We start from the raw sequence: 17,352 nt of genomic DNA on the forward strand, positions 1-17,352 counted from the left end.
AAACCCTGCCCTTTCATGCCGTCTCCAGCTTCGCGGAGGTGCTCGCTTTTTTTGCAGTTGGCGTGGCGGGCGTTGAGCAGCATGGCCACGACGGCCACCGCATAGGGAATGGCGGTCAGGAAGCCAATGTGCAAGCTGCTGGTGATACCGGTGCTCTTGATGATCGAGGGCATCCAGGACGTTGCCGTTTTCAAAACGTCGAATCCCGGGCCAGCCGGGCGTTGTCCTTCAATATCTCGGCAAACTCCAGGGCCGCCCCCACCAGCTGCTCGCCCTTGCGCGTGAGGATGCCGTAATCCTGCGGCACCAGGTGCAACGGCGTATCGAGGATCTTGAGCTGGCCGCTCTCGAGGAGCGGATTGACCATGGCGTTGGGCAGCATTCCGATCATGGGCCCGCGTTGCAGCACCTGCAGGAAGGTCTGCATGGAGATGGTGTCGACGGTGTTTCGCGGCATGCCCACGCCAGCTTCGGCGAACGCCAGTTCCATGCGGCCACGAATGGGTGTACCCACCGGGTAGAGAATCCACGGCAAGTCCACCAATTGCTGCAATGAGAGGGGGCCGGCAGCGGCCAGCGGGTGTCGGTCGTTGACCACGATGCAGAACGGTTCGGGCGCCAGTGGCTGGAAGTCGTAATGCTGCTGCTGGCTTTGATCGGTGAAACGGGCGATGGCCAGGTCGAGTTTTTTCTCTTCTAGCATTTTCATCAGGTGGTTACTGGTTTGCTCCACCACCTCGATCGATAGCAACGGCCAGCGTTCCTTGATCTGCAAGATAGCTTCGGGCAACGCCACGGCGGTGGCGGCGAAAATACCGCCGATCCTGAGGTAGCCATGACCGCCTTCGCGCAGGCTGCTGATTTGTTCGACGAACGAGCGCGCGTCATTCAGGGCAATCTGCGCATAGCGCAGCACATGCTCTCCCAGTGCCGTGGGTGGCATGCTACGCGGCAGGCGTTCGAATAACGCAAAGCCGAGCAGGCTTTCGATTTCCTTTAGCATCTTGCTGATGGCCGGCTGGCTGAGATTCATCTGTTGCGCCGCCAGGTGCATGTTGCGCGTGCGACCTAGCGTGTCGATAAGCTGCAAATGCCTGAATTTGAGCCATCCGCAAAAGTGGGTGAATGATAGTTCCGACATGGGCACACCTCCCAGGCGATAACTCTACGTTATCAATTATTGAAATTATCTCATTGGAGTTTATCGGCTGTGCGCCCTAGCGTGAAGTCTTTACGAACCAGGAAGATTGCCATGTCGCTAGTGCTTACTCCCGAAAACACTCTGCCAGTCGATGGTGTGGCCGGTACCTTGATCGGCCGTGCCTGGGTACCAGGACACATCGCCGGACCTTCGCCTATCGTCCTGCGCGCCGACGGCGTATTCGACCTGTCGGAGCGTTTCGCGACCTTGAGTGACTTATTGGAATCCGAAGCTCCGCTCTCGGCAGTACGCGACACGCCCGGCATTTTCATCGCCAGCGTCGAAGCCCTGCTGGCCAACACGGGGCCCGACGCCGATCCATCCAGACCGTACTTGCTACCGCCCCTGGATTTGCAAGTGATCAAGGCTGCCGGCGTAACCTTCGCCGCCAGCATGATCGAGCGTGTGATCGAGGAGCAGGCCGGTGGTGATGCCGCCAAGGCTGAAGCCGTGCGGGCCACCGTGCACGGGGTGATCGGCGACAACCTGCGCTCGATCGTTCCAGGCTCCGAGCAGGCCATGCGCTTGAAAGCCTTTCTTATCGAACAGGACATGTGGTCGCAGTATCTGGAAGTGGGTATCGGTCCGGACGCGGAGATCTTCACCAAGGCGCCGGTGCTGGCCTCTGTCGGCAGCGGCAGCCGGATTGGCATTCACCCGGGTTCGCAGTGGAACAACCCGGAACCGGAAGTGGTGCTCGCGGTAAACAGTCGCGGGCAGATCCACGGGGCGACCCTGGGCAACGACGTCAACCTGCGGGACTTCGAAGGCCGTAGCGCGCTGTTGCTGAGCAAGGCCAAGGACAACAATGCATCCTGCTCGATCGGGCCTTTCATCCGCCTGTTCGACGATCACTTCAGCCTGGACGATGTCCGCGCCTGCGTGGTCGACCTTGAGGTACAAGGTGAGGACGGTTACCGGATGCACGGATCGAGCTCCATGAGTCAGATCAGCCGGGACCCGCAAGACCTGGCCGGCCAGACCCTCAACGCCAATCACCAGTATCCCGATGGTTTCCTGCTGTTCCTCGGTACGCTGTTCGCCCCTACCGCAGATCGCGATCATGCCGGCAGCGGTTTCACCCACAAACTCGGTGACCGGGTCAGTATCAGCAGCCCCTTGCTTGGCAGCCTGCACAACCAGGTGACCCACAGTTCCGAGGCAGCGCCATGGTCCTTTGGCGTGGGTGCCTTGCTGCGTAACCTGGCCGCCCGAGGACTGCTTGCACGCTGATGCCCTGCAAGACCCGGATCGATGACCCGGCACTGGACATCCCTGCCTCGTAAACTCCTTGGCAAGAGCTGTACCGGCAATTGGTAGGCCAGCTGTCCACGTTAGAAGGCAGAACCGTCTTCAGGGCAACAGCCTATTAAGTCGTCCATCAAGGGCGAAAGGCTCCTGCAACACCAACTCGTACAACCCAAGAGCCAGATGCGGGTTCATCAACAAGTTCCAGCTATGTCGCGAGACACTGGAAGGGACCAGCACAAAGGGATGCTGGCTCAACAGATCAGCACCGAACCGTTGCTGGCTGCGGCTTGGGGTACCCGGTGCCAGCCAATTGGCGTTGGCAATGCTTTCAGGCTGCACCACATAAATCTTCGACGGGTCCAACACGAGGGCCTGCGTCAGGCAATGTGGCTTGCAATCCAGTGCTTCGAAATTCTTATGCACCGCCACCTCAAGGATGGCCGTAGATGCATCGAGGGCTGCATAAACTGTGGTCATCCCTTTAGGGTTCCAGCGCCCGCCCACCTTTTCAGCGCCCACGCCCGCATTCCAGGTGGAGGCATACTCAGCAGGATCAAGTCGCCAAAAATGAATCTCACTGCTCAAAGGGTCTTTAGCCATCAATAGACCCCGTATTCCATGCGCGTCAGAAAATCATTCACCAACTCATACCCGACTGAATTAGAAATCAGGTCGATAGGTGTCTCACCATCCAGACCTCGGGCAGGTTTGACCATCCACTGCTCGGCAAGCTCACGCGAACCCAGCACATCCGTGGCCTTTTCCAACACTTCGGCATAATTGAGCGCGCGCGTGCTTTGCTCCGGGGTCAGCGCTTCATTGGGTATTTTCAACCGCCGCGCAAGCGTACGATCAGACGCCCCCACGATCTTCGACAACACACCGCTTTGCTTATATACAGTACTGTTTTCGATCATATTCAGCACCGACTGCAGCGAAAAACCGTTTTTAACGGCCCTATAAATATCCATACGATCATCGCTGATTTTTCCGGAGAGCAAGATCGAAACCATTTGAGGGGGGCGATGTGTAGCACTCATCCTCAGCACAGATTGCTCATTCATCGAAATCTTCATGTCTGCTTCACGCTCACGCAGTTCGGATTTTTTAATCCGACCGGCTCCATTGACAGTTTCTTCGACAACAACATCTTTTTTCTTGGCGCTCATGGCAACCTCCACCGCCCAGACATCTGGCATTGACTATAGTGCCAAATGGCAGAATGGCCAACCTGGATATGGTGGTCCGCAACGGTAGAACGATCGCCCATGACCCACAAGTCGGCGCATTCTGGCGTAGTCGTAGGCAATGGCGCCGGCTTTTGTAGGTTTCAGGACGTAACCCTGAGGCACCGGGTTCAAGCTGATCTGCGAGCGGATTCGAATTGTGGTGGCGCGCTATACGCTCACGGATGGCCTTCATTTGCGCTGGCGGTGTGCCGGTTTCCCTGATGGTGGCGCGGTTCGCCCCCATCCCTCCGTCCCCCCTGGAGCTGCCGCAGGCTGCGATCCTTTGACCCTGCCCTCAAAAACAAGATCAAAAGATCGCAGCCTCGTTTCACTCGACAGCTCCTACAGTTCTGTCCTTTCCTTTTGCGCTAGGCCCCAGTGTCATCGCCCACGGCAGGCGTCGCCGCCGTGCCTGCCAAGAGCCCACCGTCGATATTGAACTCGCTGCCGGTGACATACGTCGCCTCATCCGAGGCCAGCAACAATGCCACCGCTGCAACCTCTTCGGGCATGCCGAACCGCCTGAGCGGTGTATCTTGAACCAGCGCATCCATTCGCGCCTGACGATCGGTGCCCGTGCCCAACATGGGCTCCCACATGGGTGTGAGGATGGCCGCTGGATGAATCGAGTTGCAGCGCACGGTGAGTCCTTGCTCAGCGCAGTACAGCGCCACCGTCTTGGTGTGATTACGCACAGCACCCTTGGACGACGCGTAGGCCGCGGCGCCCGGAATGCCAACCAGGCCCGATCGAGAGGAGATGTTGATAATGGAACCGGTTCCGTGAGGCCGCATGGAGCGAATGGCGTACTTGCAACCCAGGAACACGCCATCGAGATTGGTCTGGTGCACGGCGTGCCAGTCTTCCAGGCGCGCATGCTCCGGGTCATGCCGTACGGCGCCGTGCTCAAATCCGGTGATACCTGCATTGTTCACCAGGATGTCGAGCCTGCCGCGTTCCTCGAGGATTTGCGTCGTCACTCGCCGCCAATCTTCTTCGCTGCGCACATCAAGGCGCAGATAGCTGGCGCGATCACCGAGTGAATCTGCAAGGGTCTTGCCGAGCTCGTCATTGATATCGGTGACGTAGACAAAACAATCCTCTTGCGCGAAGAGTCGCACAATCGCTGCGCCAATCCCTTGGGCGGCACCGGTGACGATCGCGGTCTTGGAAGTGAGTTTACCGGTCATGAAAGCGGATGCCCCCACCTGGTTACCAAATCGACCCCGAGTATAGACTGCCTCGGCAAACGCCACCCTGCTCACCGCCAACAGCGCTATGCACTGCGCACCTCTCCTGTAGGAGCGAGCTTGCTCGCGAAGAACTTCAGAGCGCCGCATTCACCCGGGAAGCACGCGCCTTCGTTGACGACCATCGCGAGCAAGCTCGCTCCTACATTGGATCTCTGTCGGCCGCAGGTTCGGCGTTCGCCGACAAGGGCAGATCTCGGGCAGACTGTTTGCTCGCTATAATCATTCGCTCGGGTCAATCCGGACGCCAATTCCCCCAAATATGCGACACAGTACAAAAAAGGGAGCGAAGGCCATGACAGTCAAGCGAATGGACAACGTGCTGATCGTTGTCGACGATCTCGAAGCGGTGAAGGCGTTTTTTATCGAGTTGGGCCTCGAGCTTGAGGGCCAGACCACCGTTGAAGGGCCTGCTATCGGCAAGCTCATAGGGTTTGAAAACGTGCGTGCCACCCTCGCGATGCTGCGCACAGCCGATGGGCAGGGCATTGAGCTCGACAAGTTCCTCACGCCCGACGCAGTCAGGTTCGGGCCCGTGAATACGCCAGTGAACGCGCTGGGTCTTCGCCGCATCATGTTCGCCGTCGATGGCATCGATGCTGTCGTTGCGCGGATGCAGGCCCATGGCGCAGAAGTCATTGGCCAGATGCAGTACGAGGCATCGTACCGGCTCGCCTATATCCGTGGGCCCGAGGGCCTCATCGTCGGGCTGGCCGAGAAGTTAATGCCTGAATAAAGGATCGACCATGGATCTGATTTTTCTTGGCACATCCTCAGGCGTTCCCACCCGCAGTCGCAATGTGAGCGGCACAGCCCTTATCGAATCATCAGGCAAAGGCTGGTATCTGGTGGATTGCGGTGAAGCCACGCAACACCAGGTGATGCGCACCTCGTTGTCTTTGCACGAGCTGCGCGGGTGTTTCATCACCCATGTACATGGCGATCATTGCTTCGGCTTACCCGGTTTGTTGGCCAGTGCCGGCATGTCCGGTCGAGTCGAGCCCCTGGACATTGTATTGCCCGCTGCGCTTGAACCCTGGGTGCGCCTGAGCCTCGCCGTCAGCAAATCCTGGCTACCCTTCGAATTGCACCTGCATGCGAGCGAAACTTTCAGTGGCTGGCAAAACGGCAAGGTTCAGGTCAATACCGTTGCCCTCTCCCATCGTGTTCCCTGCCATGGCTATGTATTTGACGAAGCTGATCCCAATCCGCGCCTGGATATCCAACGCCTGGAAGCAGAAGGAATTCCCCGTGGCCCCCTGTGGGGCGAGTTGGCCCATGGACGCGAGATCGAGCACGCCGGACGAATATTTCATGCCGAGCAATACCTGCGCCCTTGGCGCCCCGCTCAGCGCTTTATCATCTGCGGCGATAACGATAGCCCTGAACTGCTGGCGCAAGTGGCCGCTGGCGCTAATGTGCTGGTCCATGAAGCGACCTTCACCCAGGCCCTGATCGATCACGCCCACGAGCATTACGGGCACAGCAGTGCCGCCGCCGTGGCGCGTTTTGCCGAGTCGGCAGGCATTCCCAATCTGGTGCTTACCCACTTCAGTGCGCGCTACCAGAACAATTCCGAGCGAAGTCCGTGCATCGAGGATGTACAACAGGAAGCGGCGGCGCACTTCACCGGCGAGCTGTTCCTGGCGCGGGATCTGCAGCGTTATCACCTTGACCGGGACGGCAAGTTGAACGTTGTCTTGGGCAGGTAACAAACCGATGTGACTGCGTTTGATCAAATCGGTTGAACCTCGGCGAACCCGCGATCCTCGGATACTAAAACGCCCATAGGTGACGACATGGCAACCGAGGATACACTTCTGCGCCAGCGCAAAGTGCTCGCCACATTTGGCGAGCTGGCCTTGGCGTCAGATGACCTGGAGCACATTCTCAACGAGGCATGTCGTTTGGTCGGCGATGCCCTCCAAACCAATATGGCCAAATTCATGCTCCTGCAGGAAGACGGCATCACCTTCCTGGTGCGCAATGGTGTGGGCTGGGCACCCGATGTGGTCGGCAAAGTTCGGGTGCAAGCCGACGAAGGGAGCCCGGAGCGGCATTCCCTGGACACCAACGGCCCGGTGATATCGACGGACATTTCCTCGGAAACGCGATTTCGCTATCACGACTTTCAAATAGCCAACGGGGTACAGGCATTCGTCAACGTGCTTGTCCTCGGCGCTGATGGAGAGCGCCCTTTCGGCATCTTTGAAGTCGATAGTCGGGTTCCCCGCGAGTTCACCGAAAGCGATATCGATTTTCTTCGGGGCTACAGCAACCTGCTTGGGGCAGTGTTGAAGCGCTTCAAAACCATGCTGTCCATGCATTTGACCGAGAAAAAACTGCGTGAAAGCGAGCGGCACTACCGCATAGCTGCCGAGCTCAATCCACTCTGGCCCTGGACGGCGGACACCCATGGCGACCTTATTTCCATAGATCAGCGCTGGTTCGAATACACCGGCCTGACCCCTGAGCAAACGTTAGGGCGTGAATGGGCCAATGCGGTTCACCCTGAAGACAAGGCGTCATTGATCCTGCTTTGGGATCAATCATTGACCACCTTGCAGCCTTTCGACTCGCAAATTCGATTGCGCAAACACACGGCAGATTACCGATGGTTCAGAGTCCGCGCGCTGTGCAGTTTCGGCATCGACGGACGCTGCGAACAATGGTACGGCACCATTGACGACATCGACGATCGCGTTCAGTTGGAGAGCGCATTGCGTGACTGGAACGACCTGCTCGAGGATCGCATCGTTCAACGCACCCAGCAGCTTGAAGCCGAACAACACGAACGCGCGATGGCCGAGCTCAAGCTTCGGCAAAGTCAGAAAATGGAAGCGGTAGGCCAGCTGACCGGCGGAATCGCCCATGATTTCAATAATCTGTTGGCTGGCATCATCGGTAACCTGGAGCTGATGCAACGGCGAATCGATGCCGGGCGCTACGAGGAATTGAACCGATACAACGCCATCGCCATGACCTCCGCCTCCCGCGCTGCCGCTTTGACGCAACGCTTGCTGGCATTTTCAAGGCAGCAATCACTCGATCCCGAACTGCTCGAACCTCGCAAGGTCGTGGCGGATCTGGAAGACATGATCCGGCGTTCAGTGGGCCCGAGCATCGCAGTTGAGTGTTCATTCAAGGCCAATGACCGTATCAAGTGCGATCTCAACCAGCTGGAAAATGCACTGCTCAATCTCGCGATCAACGCTCGGGATGCAATGCCCAACGGTGGCAGGCTGGATCTTCTGGTCGACCGCTGCGTCATTGATCCAGCGTCATCTTCCGACAAAATGATGCCGCCAGGATCCTATGTGAGCATATCCGTCACGGACTCTGGCACGGGCATCAATCCGGACATCCTGTCGCGTATTTTCGATCCGTTTTTCACCACAAAAAAAATTGGCGAAGGCACCGGGCTTGGCCTTTCGATGATTTATGGGTTTACCCAGCAATCGGGGGGCCAGGTGCGCGTTCACAGCAAGGTCGGTGTGGGAACCTCTGTGACCCTGTATTTTCCCGTCGATGATTCACAGCCGGTCGAGATCGGGACCCGAACGGACTCCTCCCAAACCACCGAGACAACCGGTCACAACGAAATCATATTGTTGGTGGACGACGAAGCGGCCGTACGCCAAATGGCCTCTGAGCTTTTGAGCGAAACCGGATACCGCGTCGTGGAAGCCGTGGACAGTGTGTCCGCGATCAACCAGGCGGAAAAACTGGAACACCTGGATTTACTCCTGACCGATATCGGCTTGCCAGGCATGATGAACGGCATCAGCCTGGCCGCCGAACTCAAGCTCAAACACCCTCGGCTCAAGGTGCTCTTCATCACCGGTTTCGCAGGCGGCTCCAACCTGGTGTCGGTCGATGCAACCACGCGGGTTCTGGCCAAACCCTTCAGCTTGAATGAACTCAGTTCACGCGTGCATGCGCTGATTCGATCCTGAGGGAGTGGCAATACCTTAGATCTGGACGAGGTACCGGTTGCGGATGGAGGCCCTTGGAGCTCGACGTGAGCGAGCTTGGAACGCCGATCAGCCTTCCACTTTATCGACGTAAGACTCAAAGAACCAATCAGGGATTTCTTCGGTGCCGTACTCAAGACTGATCCCGTCAGTTACTTCCGCGAGTAGAACTGCGCTGGTACCAGAGTTATCAAAGATGTACGCCCGGTTGCTTACTGCAATGGCATCTGGAAGTAATGCTAGAGATTTGTGATACCGATCTCTCACCCTATCGGGAGCTACGGGATGACCACCCTCTCGCACCCTGATCTCCACACGCTTCTTTTTCGAGCTCATCTGCATTCACGTAGGTTTTAATTAGAGCGGGATCGATGACATCCTTGATCGTGCTCTTTCCTGAGCCGTTTGGCCCCGCAAAAACCCGGAGTCTAGGCACGACCAACTGCCGTTTTACCTTCTACGCGGCGCACTGTAATTACTTCACCCAATTTGACCTTGCGACGTGGCTTTGCTTTGGCAACAAAAACCTTGTTCCCATCCGGCGACACCCGCACCAAATCCCCAGAATCCACGCGAAGCACGCTACTGCTCACCAACAATGCACGAGCATAAGCAGTCATGGTAGCCATCTTGGCCAGGTCAGGCACCTCGCGCTCAAGAACGTCCATTTCTTGGTCCGAGAGCGTTTTAGTTGTCACAATCATCGGGAATCTCCGTACGAATTGTTGCTCTGGTACTTCCTGCTTAAATCATACCGCCTTTACGCGTTCACGACAGGAAAAAGGGACAAAGGACCTGATGGCAAAGCGGTTGCAGGATCATGCTTTACGAGCCACGGGGCATACAGGTGCGATTACTGCCTCCTTTTCATCTAGATCCGGATAGCAGGTAATTCTCGTTAGGTTGTAGGCAAAGTCCGAGAGATACGTGAGCTAGTCAACCTCTGCGCCTCCTCGGCAAGCCTGCGGCTCTGTCATGAATAGTCAAGCAACTGTCGTCAAATGCGAAGCGCCCCCGAATCGGGGGCTTTTTAATGGGGGTACTAAAAAGTCTCTGGCAATTGAGTCGACGGATCCCTCCGCGACCCCTGAGTCACGAGTTGCCTGGTACGCCAGGCAGGAGAATAACAATATGAAATCCGTGAAAAGCCTGTTGGCCGCCATCCCCCTCATGGCGCTGGCCATCGATGCTCATGCCTATGTATCGAGTCAGGAAGCCGCCCGTCTGGGCACGAGCCTGACGTCGGTGGGTGCCGAAAAGGCCGGCAATGCCGATGGCTCCATTCCGCCCTACAGCGGTGGCCTGACCACTGCCCCCGCCAGTTTCAAGACCGGCGACAGCATGCGCCCTGACCCCTTTGCCCATGAAAAACCGCTGCTGGTGATCAACGGCAAGAACGTTGACGCCTACAAGGGCATGCTGACCGCCACCACCCTGGAGTTGGCCCGGCGCTACCCTGGTTTTCGCGTCGACGTGTACCCGACCCACCGCACGGCATCGCTGCCCCAGGCGGTCCTGGACAATAGCCGCACCAATGCCACCAACGCCAGGACCCTCAACGGCGGGACCGCCATCGACAATGTGATGCCCGGGGTACCGTTCCCGATCCCGAAATCGGGCGCCGAGGCGATGTGGAACTTCCTGCTGCGCTACCAGGGTGTCAACATCCATTCCAAGTACGACTCCTGGAGCGTCGACACGGCAGGCGTACCGAGCCTGGCGGTCACCGGTGAGGCATTCGTCTCGTTTCCGATCTACGAGAACATGTCGAAGCCGTTCAACAGCTCGGACATTTATTATCAGTTGAAACTGTCCTATACCGGGCCTGCACGCCGCGCCGGTGAATCGATCATGCTCAAGAACGCGACCAATCCCACGGAATTTCCTGGCCGCGCCTGGCAGTACATGCCGGCACAGCGTCGGGTCAAACAGATTTCGATCCTGGCCTACGACACCCCCAACCCCGGCACCGCCCGAGCACTGGAGCTGTACGACTGGACGCTGGTCGGCAAGCGCGAAATGATCGTGCCCTACAACACCTACAAGCTCACCTACGCTCGCGACGCCAAATCGCTGACCACCCCCGATTTCATCTCCCCGGATTTCGTGCGCTGGGAAAAACACCGGGTCTACGTCGTGGAGGGCAACCTCAAGCCCGGTGCCAGGCACATCTACCAGAAGCGCCGTTTTTACCTCGATGAAGATACCTGGGCCGCGGTGGCGTCCGATCAGTACGACACCCGTGGCCAGCTGTATCGCGGTTCCTTCGCTTTCTTCAGCCAGAGCTATGACCAGCAAGTCCCGGATGCCACCCCTTTCATGACGTACGACCTGTCGCGTGGCACCTACAACATCAATGGCATGGTCGGTCCCCATGGCGGCATCCGCTACATCGAGCCGCTGTCGACGGCGCAGTGGGTGCCGGAGTCCATGGCGGGGACCGGTATTCGCTAGGTTCGCGGTGAATCGTCCCCCTCTGTCGACCGCCGCCGAACCCTGTGGGAGCCAGCCTGCTGGCGATAAAGGTCACTTGGCGCCTGGAATACCATCGCCAGCAGGCTGGCTCCCACAGTGGATCGGGTACAGCCGCGAATACACCTGCTGAAAGCTTGACCGGGAACAGAGTATCTACAGGATCAAACGGATCGCCCGCCCAACCATTGATCAAGCTTGGGCCACATCCGCTTGACTGCGGCCGGCCCCGCCACCAGGCTGACATGACCGCCCGGCAGCATCAGTTCTTCCTTGTCGAGTGAACCTGCGCGGGCCACCAAAGGCTGCGCGCAGTCCGGTGGTACTTCGAGCCCTACCCCACAGCAGCGAGCCGGCTCCCTACCTGTCAACGGTGTGCAAAAGCTTCCTGGAGTGTCTTTGCGCCCAGGTACGGGATCAGAACGATCCCGTGCGCACCTCGCCACTGCGCACGTAACGGCCGATCAACACACCCCCGGGCGAGCAGGTCGAATGCTCCAGCGTGAACGCCGAGGCTTGCGCCTTGTCGTCGAACAGGCGCTTGCCGTGCCCGAGGACGACGGGGAAAGTCATCAGCCTAAGCTCGTCCACCAATCCGGCTGCCAGCAATTGGCGCACCAGCTCGGCGCTGCCTTGGGTCAACAGGTGGGCGCCGTCCTGTTGCTTGAGCGCGCGTATGGCGTCGACGAGGTTGCCCTGCAGTGCATGACTGTTGTGCCAATCCAGCGTATCGGGGCGATGGGTGGCCACGTGCTTGGGCACCGTGTTGAACAGGTCGGCGATGTAGTTGTGTGCCCCGCCGTTTATCCGTGGCCAGTAGGCCGCGAAGATGTCGTAGGTGCGACGTCCCAACAGCAACTCGAATGGCTGTGAGAACAGGTCCTTAATAGCCTGGCCAGAGCTCTCGTCCGAATAAGGCACTATCCAGCCACCGAAACGAAATTCGCCGCTGGTGTCTTCATCCGGCCCGCCGGGTGCTTGAATAACGCCGTCGAGGCTGATGAAAGCGGCAACGATGAGTTTGCGCATGTTTTTCTCCTGATTAGTCCTCGTTCAGGGAACATCGACCCCAATGCATTCCCTGACCCATAGTCGAACGGGACTCTGCGAAATCGACAGCAGTTGCTCGTATTGCTTGCGCGACATACTGTTTTACCCCAACGCGATCGCAAGCGGTCAATGTCATCACTACAAACAATGGGGTCCATCTCGTGAGCAAAGCGTCTTATGTTCCGCCCAAGGTCTGGAAACACAACGCGCCGTCTGGCGGTCAGTTCGCCAGCATCAACCGCCCGGTTGCCGGCCCGACCCATGACAAGACGCTGCCAACCGGCAAGCATCCGTTGCAGCTGTATTCGCTGGCCACGCCCAATGGCGTGAAGGTGACCATCATGCTCGAGGAGCTGTTGGCGCTTGGGCATGTCGGTGCCGAGTACGACGCCTGGCTGATCCGCATCGGCGAGGGCGATCAGTTTTCCAGCGGCTTCGTCGATATCAACCCGAACTCGAAGATCCCGGCACTGCTGGACCGCAGCGCCGAGCCGCCGATCCGCGTGTTCGAATCCGGTTCGATCCTGCTTTTCCTCGCGGAAAAGTTCGGCGCCTTCCTGCCCACCGACCTCGCTGGACGCACCGAAACCCTTAACTGGCTGTTCTGGCAAATGGGTTCGGCCCCCTACCTGGGCGGCGGCTTCGGGCATTTCTACGCCTACGCGCCGGAGAAATTCGAATACCCGATCAACCGCTTCACCATGGAGACCAAACGTCAGCTGGACGTTCTCGACCGTCGTCTTGCCGAGAGTCCCTACCTGGCCGGTGACCACTACACCATCGCCGACATCGCGGTCTGGCCCTGGTACGGCCAGTTGGTGCGCGACAACGTGTACTCGGCGGCCGAGTTTCTATCGGCCCACCAATACACCCACGTGCAGCGCTGGGCGGAAGAAATCGCCAAGCGGCCGGCGGTCATTCGTGGTCAGCGGGTCAATCGGACGTGGGGGGATGAGGCGACGCAGGTGCCTGAGCGGCATCAGGCGCAAGATTTGGGCTGAAGACCGTAGTTGGTTTCAGCCCTACCCCGTGACGTCTCGACACCGGCTAAGCTTCTACGATTGAGCTTCTTTTCCTGAGGAGATCTTCGTGAGCAGCCTGCCCCTGTCCGAACTCGATGCCGCCCTGCCTGGCCTTGTGCGCAAGATTCGCGTGCTGGACGCCCTGTCCTGGCCGGATGGGGTCGAGGAAGCGTTCCTGGCGAGTTGGCGCGCCGGGCATCCCGAGTTGCCCAGGGTCGAATTGCTCCCCCGTGATCACAGCGCCGACATTGACGCGCTCGAAGGCTTTATCGACCGCTGCGATGTGGGCCATCCGGCCGGGCGCCACCTGGCCATGACTGCGCGCAGTTATGCCACGGCCGGGCACATGCTCGGTGCCATTGGCACGCCCGCCTTCACTCAGTATTCGTCGGCGCTGTACCGGCGCCCGGACTTCTCCTACCCGAATCTGAACCTGAGCATGCTGGACGCGGCGAACTTCTTCCTCAACACCACCGACGCCCTTATTGGCGGTGCGCGGATCCCGCCGAGCCCGGCGGAGATTCCGGCCGAAGCCTTCGCGGCCTGGATGCAGCCGGAACTGGACCGCTTCTTCGGCCCCGGCCGGATCACCGTGCTGCTCGATCCGACCTTGGCGGCCAAGGCAATCGCCGGCGCGAGCCGCATTCGCCTGCGGGCCAGCGCGCTGTTTTCCGAACTGGACAAGAACCAGCTGTTGCAGCACGAGGCGTTCGTGCATGTGGCCACGGCGCAGAACGGCGCGCTGCAATCGAACCTCAAGAGCCTTGGCCTGGGCGCGCCGCGTACCACCCAGACCCAGGAAGGCATCGCCACCCTGGCCGAGCTGTTCACCGGCAGCATGGACATCAACCGCCTGCGTCGCCTGGCCTTGCGCGTGCTCGCGGTGCAACAGGCGCTCGATGGTGCCGATTTCATCCAGGTGTTCGAAGGTTTTCTCGCTGCCGGCCAGACCCAGGAAGAGTCCTTCCGTTCGACCCAGCGGGTATTTCGCGGCGCCGACCTGCGCGGCGGTTCGGCGTTCACCAAGGACGCGGCCTACCTGACCGGTCTGCTCGGCGTGCACACCTTGCTGCGCATCGCCATCCGTGACAACCGGCCGGAGCTGGTCGGCTATCTGTTCGCCGGGCGCCTGAGCCTGGGGGACACCGTACGCCTGGCCCCGCTGTTCGAGTCCGGCTGGCTCCAGGCACCGGTCCATGTGCCGGCCTGGGCCCCCGACCTGCGCCTGCTCGCCGCCAACCTGGCGTTCTCGGCGTTTATCTCGCGGATCAAGCTGGATGTCCTTGATCTGGACGTGCTAATGGCCTTCGCCGATGAGCATGAAGCCGATGCCAGCGCCTAGTGAATCTGCAAGTCAAGGCATCACATGGTAACGGGTTGAAGCGGATACAGCCGATCATCGAACTGACTCAAGCGTGGGTATTGGATGGGCTCATCCGCTTCGATATTTTCCAGGCGCTGGCGATAGCTGAGCAAAAATGCCTGTCGGTCTTCAGCGCTGATGTACGGCACGTGCCAACCGACAAAAGGCCGTAGCACCTCCAGCCCGACATAGGCCAGCGTCCCGCGCAACAGCGGGCGCAACATGTCTTCCAGGGGACCATGGATGGCTTCCTCGCCGAACATGTGTTCACGCCCGCCCAGGGTCACCGTCACCAGGGCTTTCTTGCCGCTCAGGCCGCCTTGATCATAGAAGCGCTTGCCGCCGTAGCAGATGCCGGATACCAGCACCCGGTCAATCCAGCCCTTGAGAATCGCCGGGGTGGAGAACCAGTAGATCGGGAAATTGAGGATCAGCAGGTCCGCCCACAACAGTTTGTCCAGCTCCTGCTGGATATCGGCGGCGAGGGTCTGCTCCTTGCTGTTGCGTCGTTGCTCGAGGGCGTAGACCAGGTATTCGGGATTCTCCCTGACGCAGAAGTCCTCGGCACTGGCCACCGGGTTCCAGTTCATCGCGTAGAGGTCGGATACCCGGACTTGATGCCCTTGCGCCTGCAAGGTCTCGACCGCCTGGTCGCGCAGCGCCGCGGTAAAGGATTTCGGTTCGGGATGGGCATGCACGATTAAAACGTTCATGGGGGTTCCTTGAAATGGGGTTGATGCGTTCGTCACGTCAGAATTGATCGGCATCGAGCAGGAACAGGCTCTCGCTACCGGCCCTGACCGCAGCGGCCAGGGAGTGGACCCGAGGCAACAGGCGAGCGAAGAAGAAGCGCGCAGTTCCCAGTTTGGTCCGGTAAAAAACATCCTGGTCCTGCTTTTGCATCGCGGTACGCGCCATCAGCGCCCACATGTAGGCGTAAGCGGTGTAGCCCAATACGTGCAGGTACTCGACTGACGCCGCACCGATTTCATTCGGGTTGGATGCCGCCCGATCCAGTAGCCATGCGGTCAGTTCGTCGAGGGTCTGCACAGCGTCGTTCAGCGGTTGGGTGAACTCCATCAGGTCAGCGCCGACCGACGCGGTGAATTGCCGAATTTCGTCAGCGAACAGGTGGTAGTACGCCCCGCCACTGCCGAGTACTTTACGACCCAGCAGGTCGAGTGCCTGGATGCCATTGGTGCCTTCGTAGATCTGGGTAATGCGGCAGTCGCGGATCAGCTGTTCCTGGCCCCATTCACGGATAAAACCATGACCGCCGAAGATCTGCTGTCCATGCACCGTGGTTTCCAGCCCCATGTCAGTGAGGAACGCCTTGGCCACCGGCGTCAGCAGGACCACCAGTGCTTGCGCGCGTTGGCGGGTGGCGGCGTCTTCGCTGAATTTTGCGCTATCGAGTTGCAGGGCGACGTAGCTGGAGAACGCGCGGCCGCCTTCGTTCAACGCTTTCATGGTCAGCAACATGCGACGCACGTCCGGGTGCACGATGATCGGGTCGGCGACCTTGTCCGGATCGGCCGGGCCGGTTGGCGCCCGGCTCTGGATTCGGTCGCGGGCGTATTCGACGGCGTTCTGATAGGAGCGTTCACCCAGGGACAGGCCCTGGATCCCGACGCCAAGGCGTTCATAGTTCATCATGGTGAACATCGCTGCCAGGCCCTTGTTCGGCGCATTGATGATGTAGCCGGTGGCGCCGTCGAAATTCATCACGCAGGTGGCCGAGGCCTTGATGCCCATCTTGTGCTCGATCGAGCCGCAGGACAGGCTGTTGCGCGCGCCCAACGCACCGTTGGCATCGACCAGGAATTTCGGTACCAGGAACAGCGAAATGCCTTTGGGTCCTGGCGGAGCATCCGGCAGCCTGGCCAACACCAGGTGAATGATGTTTTCAGTGAGGTCGTGCTCACCGCCAGTGATGAAGATCTTGGTGCCGCTGACCTTGTAGCTGCCATCGGCCTGCGGCTCGGCCCTGGTGCGGATGATGCCCAGGTCAGTACCGGCGTGTGGCTCGGTCAGGCACATGGAACCGGCCCAGACACCGGCGTACATGTTCGGCAGGTACGCAGCCTTCAGTTCTTCGCTGGCGTGGGCGTTGATCGACAGGCAGGCGCCCGCGGTCAGCATCGGATACAGGCCGAAAGACAGGTTGGCCGAGTTGAGCATTTCTTCGACCTGGGCGCAAATCACCTTGGGCATGCCCATGCCCCCGAACCGTTCGTCGCCACCGACGCTGGTCCAGCCGCCAGCGGCGTAGGTCTGGTAGGCCTCGGGGAAACCCTTGGGGGTCTGCACCGCGCCGTCGGCCCAGGAGCAGCCTTGCTCATCGCCGCTGCGGTTCAGCGGGGCAATGGTGCCGGCGATGACTTTGCCGGCTTCTTCGAGAATGGTGCTGGCGGTGTCTTCGTCCACCACATTGGCCAGGGCTGGCAGTTGCGCCCAAAGCCTGGAAACCTCGAACACTTCATTCAGAACAAAACGCATATCGCGCAGGGGTGCTTTGTAGTCAGCCATGATGAAATCGC

The 17,352-nt window shown here is 59.4% G+C and carries 15 protein-coding genes and 1 pseudogene; 7 read left to right on the forward strand and 9 right to left on the reverse strand.

Features of this window, described 5'->3' with window-relative positions:
* Positions 1–26 precede the first annotated feature (26 nt).
* Both SOP85_RS02105 and SOP85_RS02110 read right to left on the reverse strand, forming a co-directional pair.
* Positions 27–176: pseudogene (locus tag SOP85_RS02105) on the reverse strand (MFS transporter); the annotation flags it as partial.
* A 14-nt stretch (positions 177–190) separates the two neighbouring features.
* The gene (locus tag SOP85_RS02110) at positions 191–1,141 is read right to left on the reverse strand and encodes a LysR family transcriptional regulator (RefSeq protein WP_323625928.1); all 951 of its coding nucleotides are present in this window, start codon (positions 1,139–1,141) and stop codon (positions 191–193) included.
* A 111-nt stretch (positions 1,142–1,252) separates the two neighbouring features.
* Between SOP85_RS02110 and SOP85_RS02115 the strand changes: the two genes are divergently transcribed.
* Positions 1,253–2,434 (forward strand): fumarylacetoacetate hydrolase family protein, encoded by a 1,182-nt coding sequence (locus tag SOP85_RS02115; RefSeq protein WP_323625929.1) that lies wholly within the window; start codon positions 1,253–1,255, stop codon positions 2,432–2,434.
* A gap of 120 nt (positions 2,435–2,554) precedes the next feature.
* Here SOP85_RS02115 and SOP85_RS02120 read toward each other — a convergent pair whose 3' ends face one another.
* The 3 genes from SOP85_RS02120 to SOP85_RS02130 form a co-directional block, all read right to left on the reverse strand.
* Positions 2,555–3,052 carry an RES family NAD+ phosphorylase gene (locus tag SOP85_RS02120; protein ID WP_323625930.1) on the reverse strand — a complete coding sequence of 166 codons (498 nt, stop codon included), beginning with the start codon at positions 3,050–3,052 and terminating at the stop codon, positions 2,555–2,557.
* Entirely contained in the window at positions 3,052–3,621 is a 570-nt protein-coding gene (parS, locus tag SOP85_RS02125) for a type II RES/Xre toxin-antitoxin system antitoxin (protein WP_323625932.1), read from the reverse strand. The genes SOP85_RS02120 and parS overlap by 1 nt, the downstream gene beginning before the upstream one ends.
* Before the next feature lie 428 nt (positions 3,622–4,049).
* The gene (locus SOP85_RS02130) at positions 4,050–4,871 is read right to left on the reverse strand and encodes an SDR family oxidoreductase (protein WP_323625933.1); all 822 of its coding nucleotides are present in this window, start codon (positions 4,869–4,871) and stop codon (positions 4,050–4,052) included.
* Positions 4,872–5,226: 355 nt separating this feature from the next.
* Between SOP85_RS02130 and SOP85_RS02135 the strand changes: the two genes are divergently transcribed.
* The 3 genes from SOP85_RS02135 to SOP85_RS02145 all read left to right on the forward strand — a co-directional run bounded on the left by SOP85_RS02135 (position 5,227) and on the right by SOP85_RS02145 (position 8,887).
* Positions 5,227–5,667 carry a VOC family protein gene (locus SOP85_RS02135; RefSeq protein ID WP_323625934.1) on the forward strand — a complete coding sequence of 147 codons (441 nt, stop codon included), beginning with the start codon at positions 5,227–5,229 and terminating at the stop codon, positions 5,665–5,667.
* A 10-nt stretch (positions 5,668–5,677) separates the two neighbouring features.
* Complete coding sequence (locus SOP85_RS02140; RefSeq protein ID WP_323625935.1) at positions 5,678–6,643, forward strand: MBL fold metallo-hydrolase; 966 nt, start codon at positions 5,678–5,680, stop codon at positions 6,641–6,643.
* A gap of 87 nt (positions 6,644–6,730) precedes the next feature.
* Positions 6,731–8,887, forward strand: coding sequence for an ATP-binding protein (locus SOP85_RS02145; protein ID WP_323625936.1), 2,157 nt, complete (start codon positions 6,731–6,733; stop codon positions 8,885–8,887).
* A 446-nt stretch (positions 8,888–9,333) separates the two neighbouring features.
* Here SOP85_RS02145 and SOP85_RS02155 read toward each other — a convergent pair whose 3' ends face one another.
* Positions 9,334–9,609, reverse strand: a complete 276-nt coding sequence (locus tag SOP85_RS02155; protein WP_274075312.1) for a hypothetical protein — start codon at positions 9,607–9,609, stop codon at positions 9,334–9,336.
* Positions 9,610–10,036: 427 nt separating this feature from the next.
* Here SOP85_RS02155 and SOP85_RS02160 point away from each other — a divergent pair, with 427 nt between their 5' ends.
* Entirely contained in the window at positions 10,037–11,359 is a 1,323-nt protein-coding gene (locus SOP85_RS02160; RefSeq protein WP_323625937.1) for a DUF1329 domain-containing protein, read from the forward strand.
* 435 nt (positions 11,360–11,794) lie between these two features.
* Here the strand turns inward: SOP85_RS02160 and SOP85_RS02165 are convergent, their stop codons facing one another.
* A complete protein-coding gene (locus SOP85_RS02165; protein ID WP_323625938.1) occupies positions 11,795–12,406 on the reverse strand; it encodes a dihydrofolate reductase family protein in 612 nt (203 codons plus the stop codon).
* 182 nt (positions 12,407–12,588) lie between these two features.
* On the opposite strand from SOP85_RS02165, the gene yghU reads away from it, so the two are divergent.
* Together yghU and SOP85_RS02175 are read left to right on the forward strand one after the other, a co-directional pair.
* Positions 12,589–13,428 carry a glutathione-dependent disulfide-bond oxidoreductase gene (gene yghU, locus SOP85_RS02170; protein ID WP_323625940.1) on the forward strand — a complete coding sequence of 280 codons (840 nt, stop codon included), beginning with the start codon at positions 12,589–12,591 and terminating at the stop codon, positions 13,426–13,428.
* A gap of 88 nt (positions 13,429–13,516) precedes the next feature.
* Positions 13,517–14,791 carry a flavohemoglobin expression-modulating QEGLA motif protein gene (locus SOP85_RS02175; RefSeq protein ID WP_323625941.1) on the forward strand — a complete coding sequence of 425 codons (1,275 nt, stop codon included), beginning with the start codon at positions 13,517–13,519 and terminating at the stop codon, positions 14,789–14,791.
* Positions 14,792–14,811: 20 nt separating this feature from the next.
* Here the strand turns inward: SOP85_RS02175 and SOP85_RS02180 are convergent, their stop codons facing one another.
* Together SOP85_RS02180 and SOP85_RS02185 are read right to left on the reverse strand one after the other, a co-directional pair.
* The gene (locus SOP85_RS02180) at positions 14,812–15,525 is read right to left on the reverse strand and encodes an NAD(P)H-dependent oxidoreductase (protein WP_323608171.1); all 714 of its coding nucleotides are present in this window, start codon (positions 15,523–15,525) and stop codon (positions 14,812–14,814) included.
* A gap of 37 nt (positions 15,526–15,562) precedes the next feature.
* A complete protein-coding gene (locus SOP85_RS02185; protein ID WP_323625942.1) occupies positions 15,563–17,341 on the reverse strand; it encodes an acyl-CoA dehydrogenase C-terminal domain-containing protein in 1,779 nt (592 codons plus the stop codon).
* Positions 17,342–17,352: the final 11 nt, after the last annotated feature.

The organism is Pseudomonas sp. YuFO20 (assembly GCF_035064975.1).
Taxonomy (GTDB): domain Bacteria; phylum Pseudomonadota; class Gammaproteobacteria; order Pseudomonadales; family Pseudomonadaceae; genus Aquipseudomonas; species Aquipseudomonas putida_AE.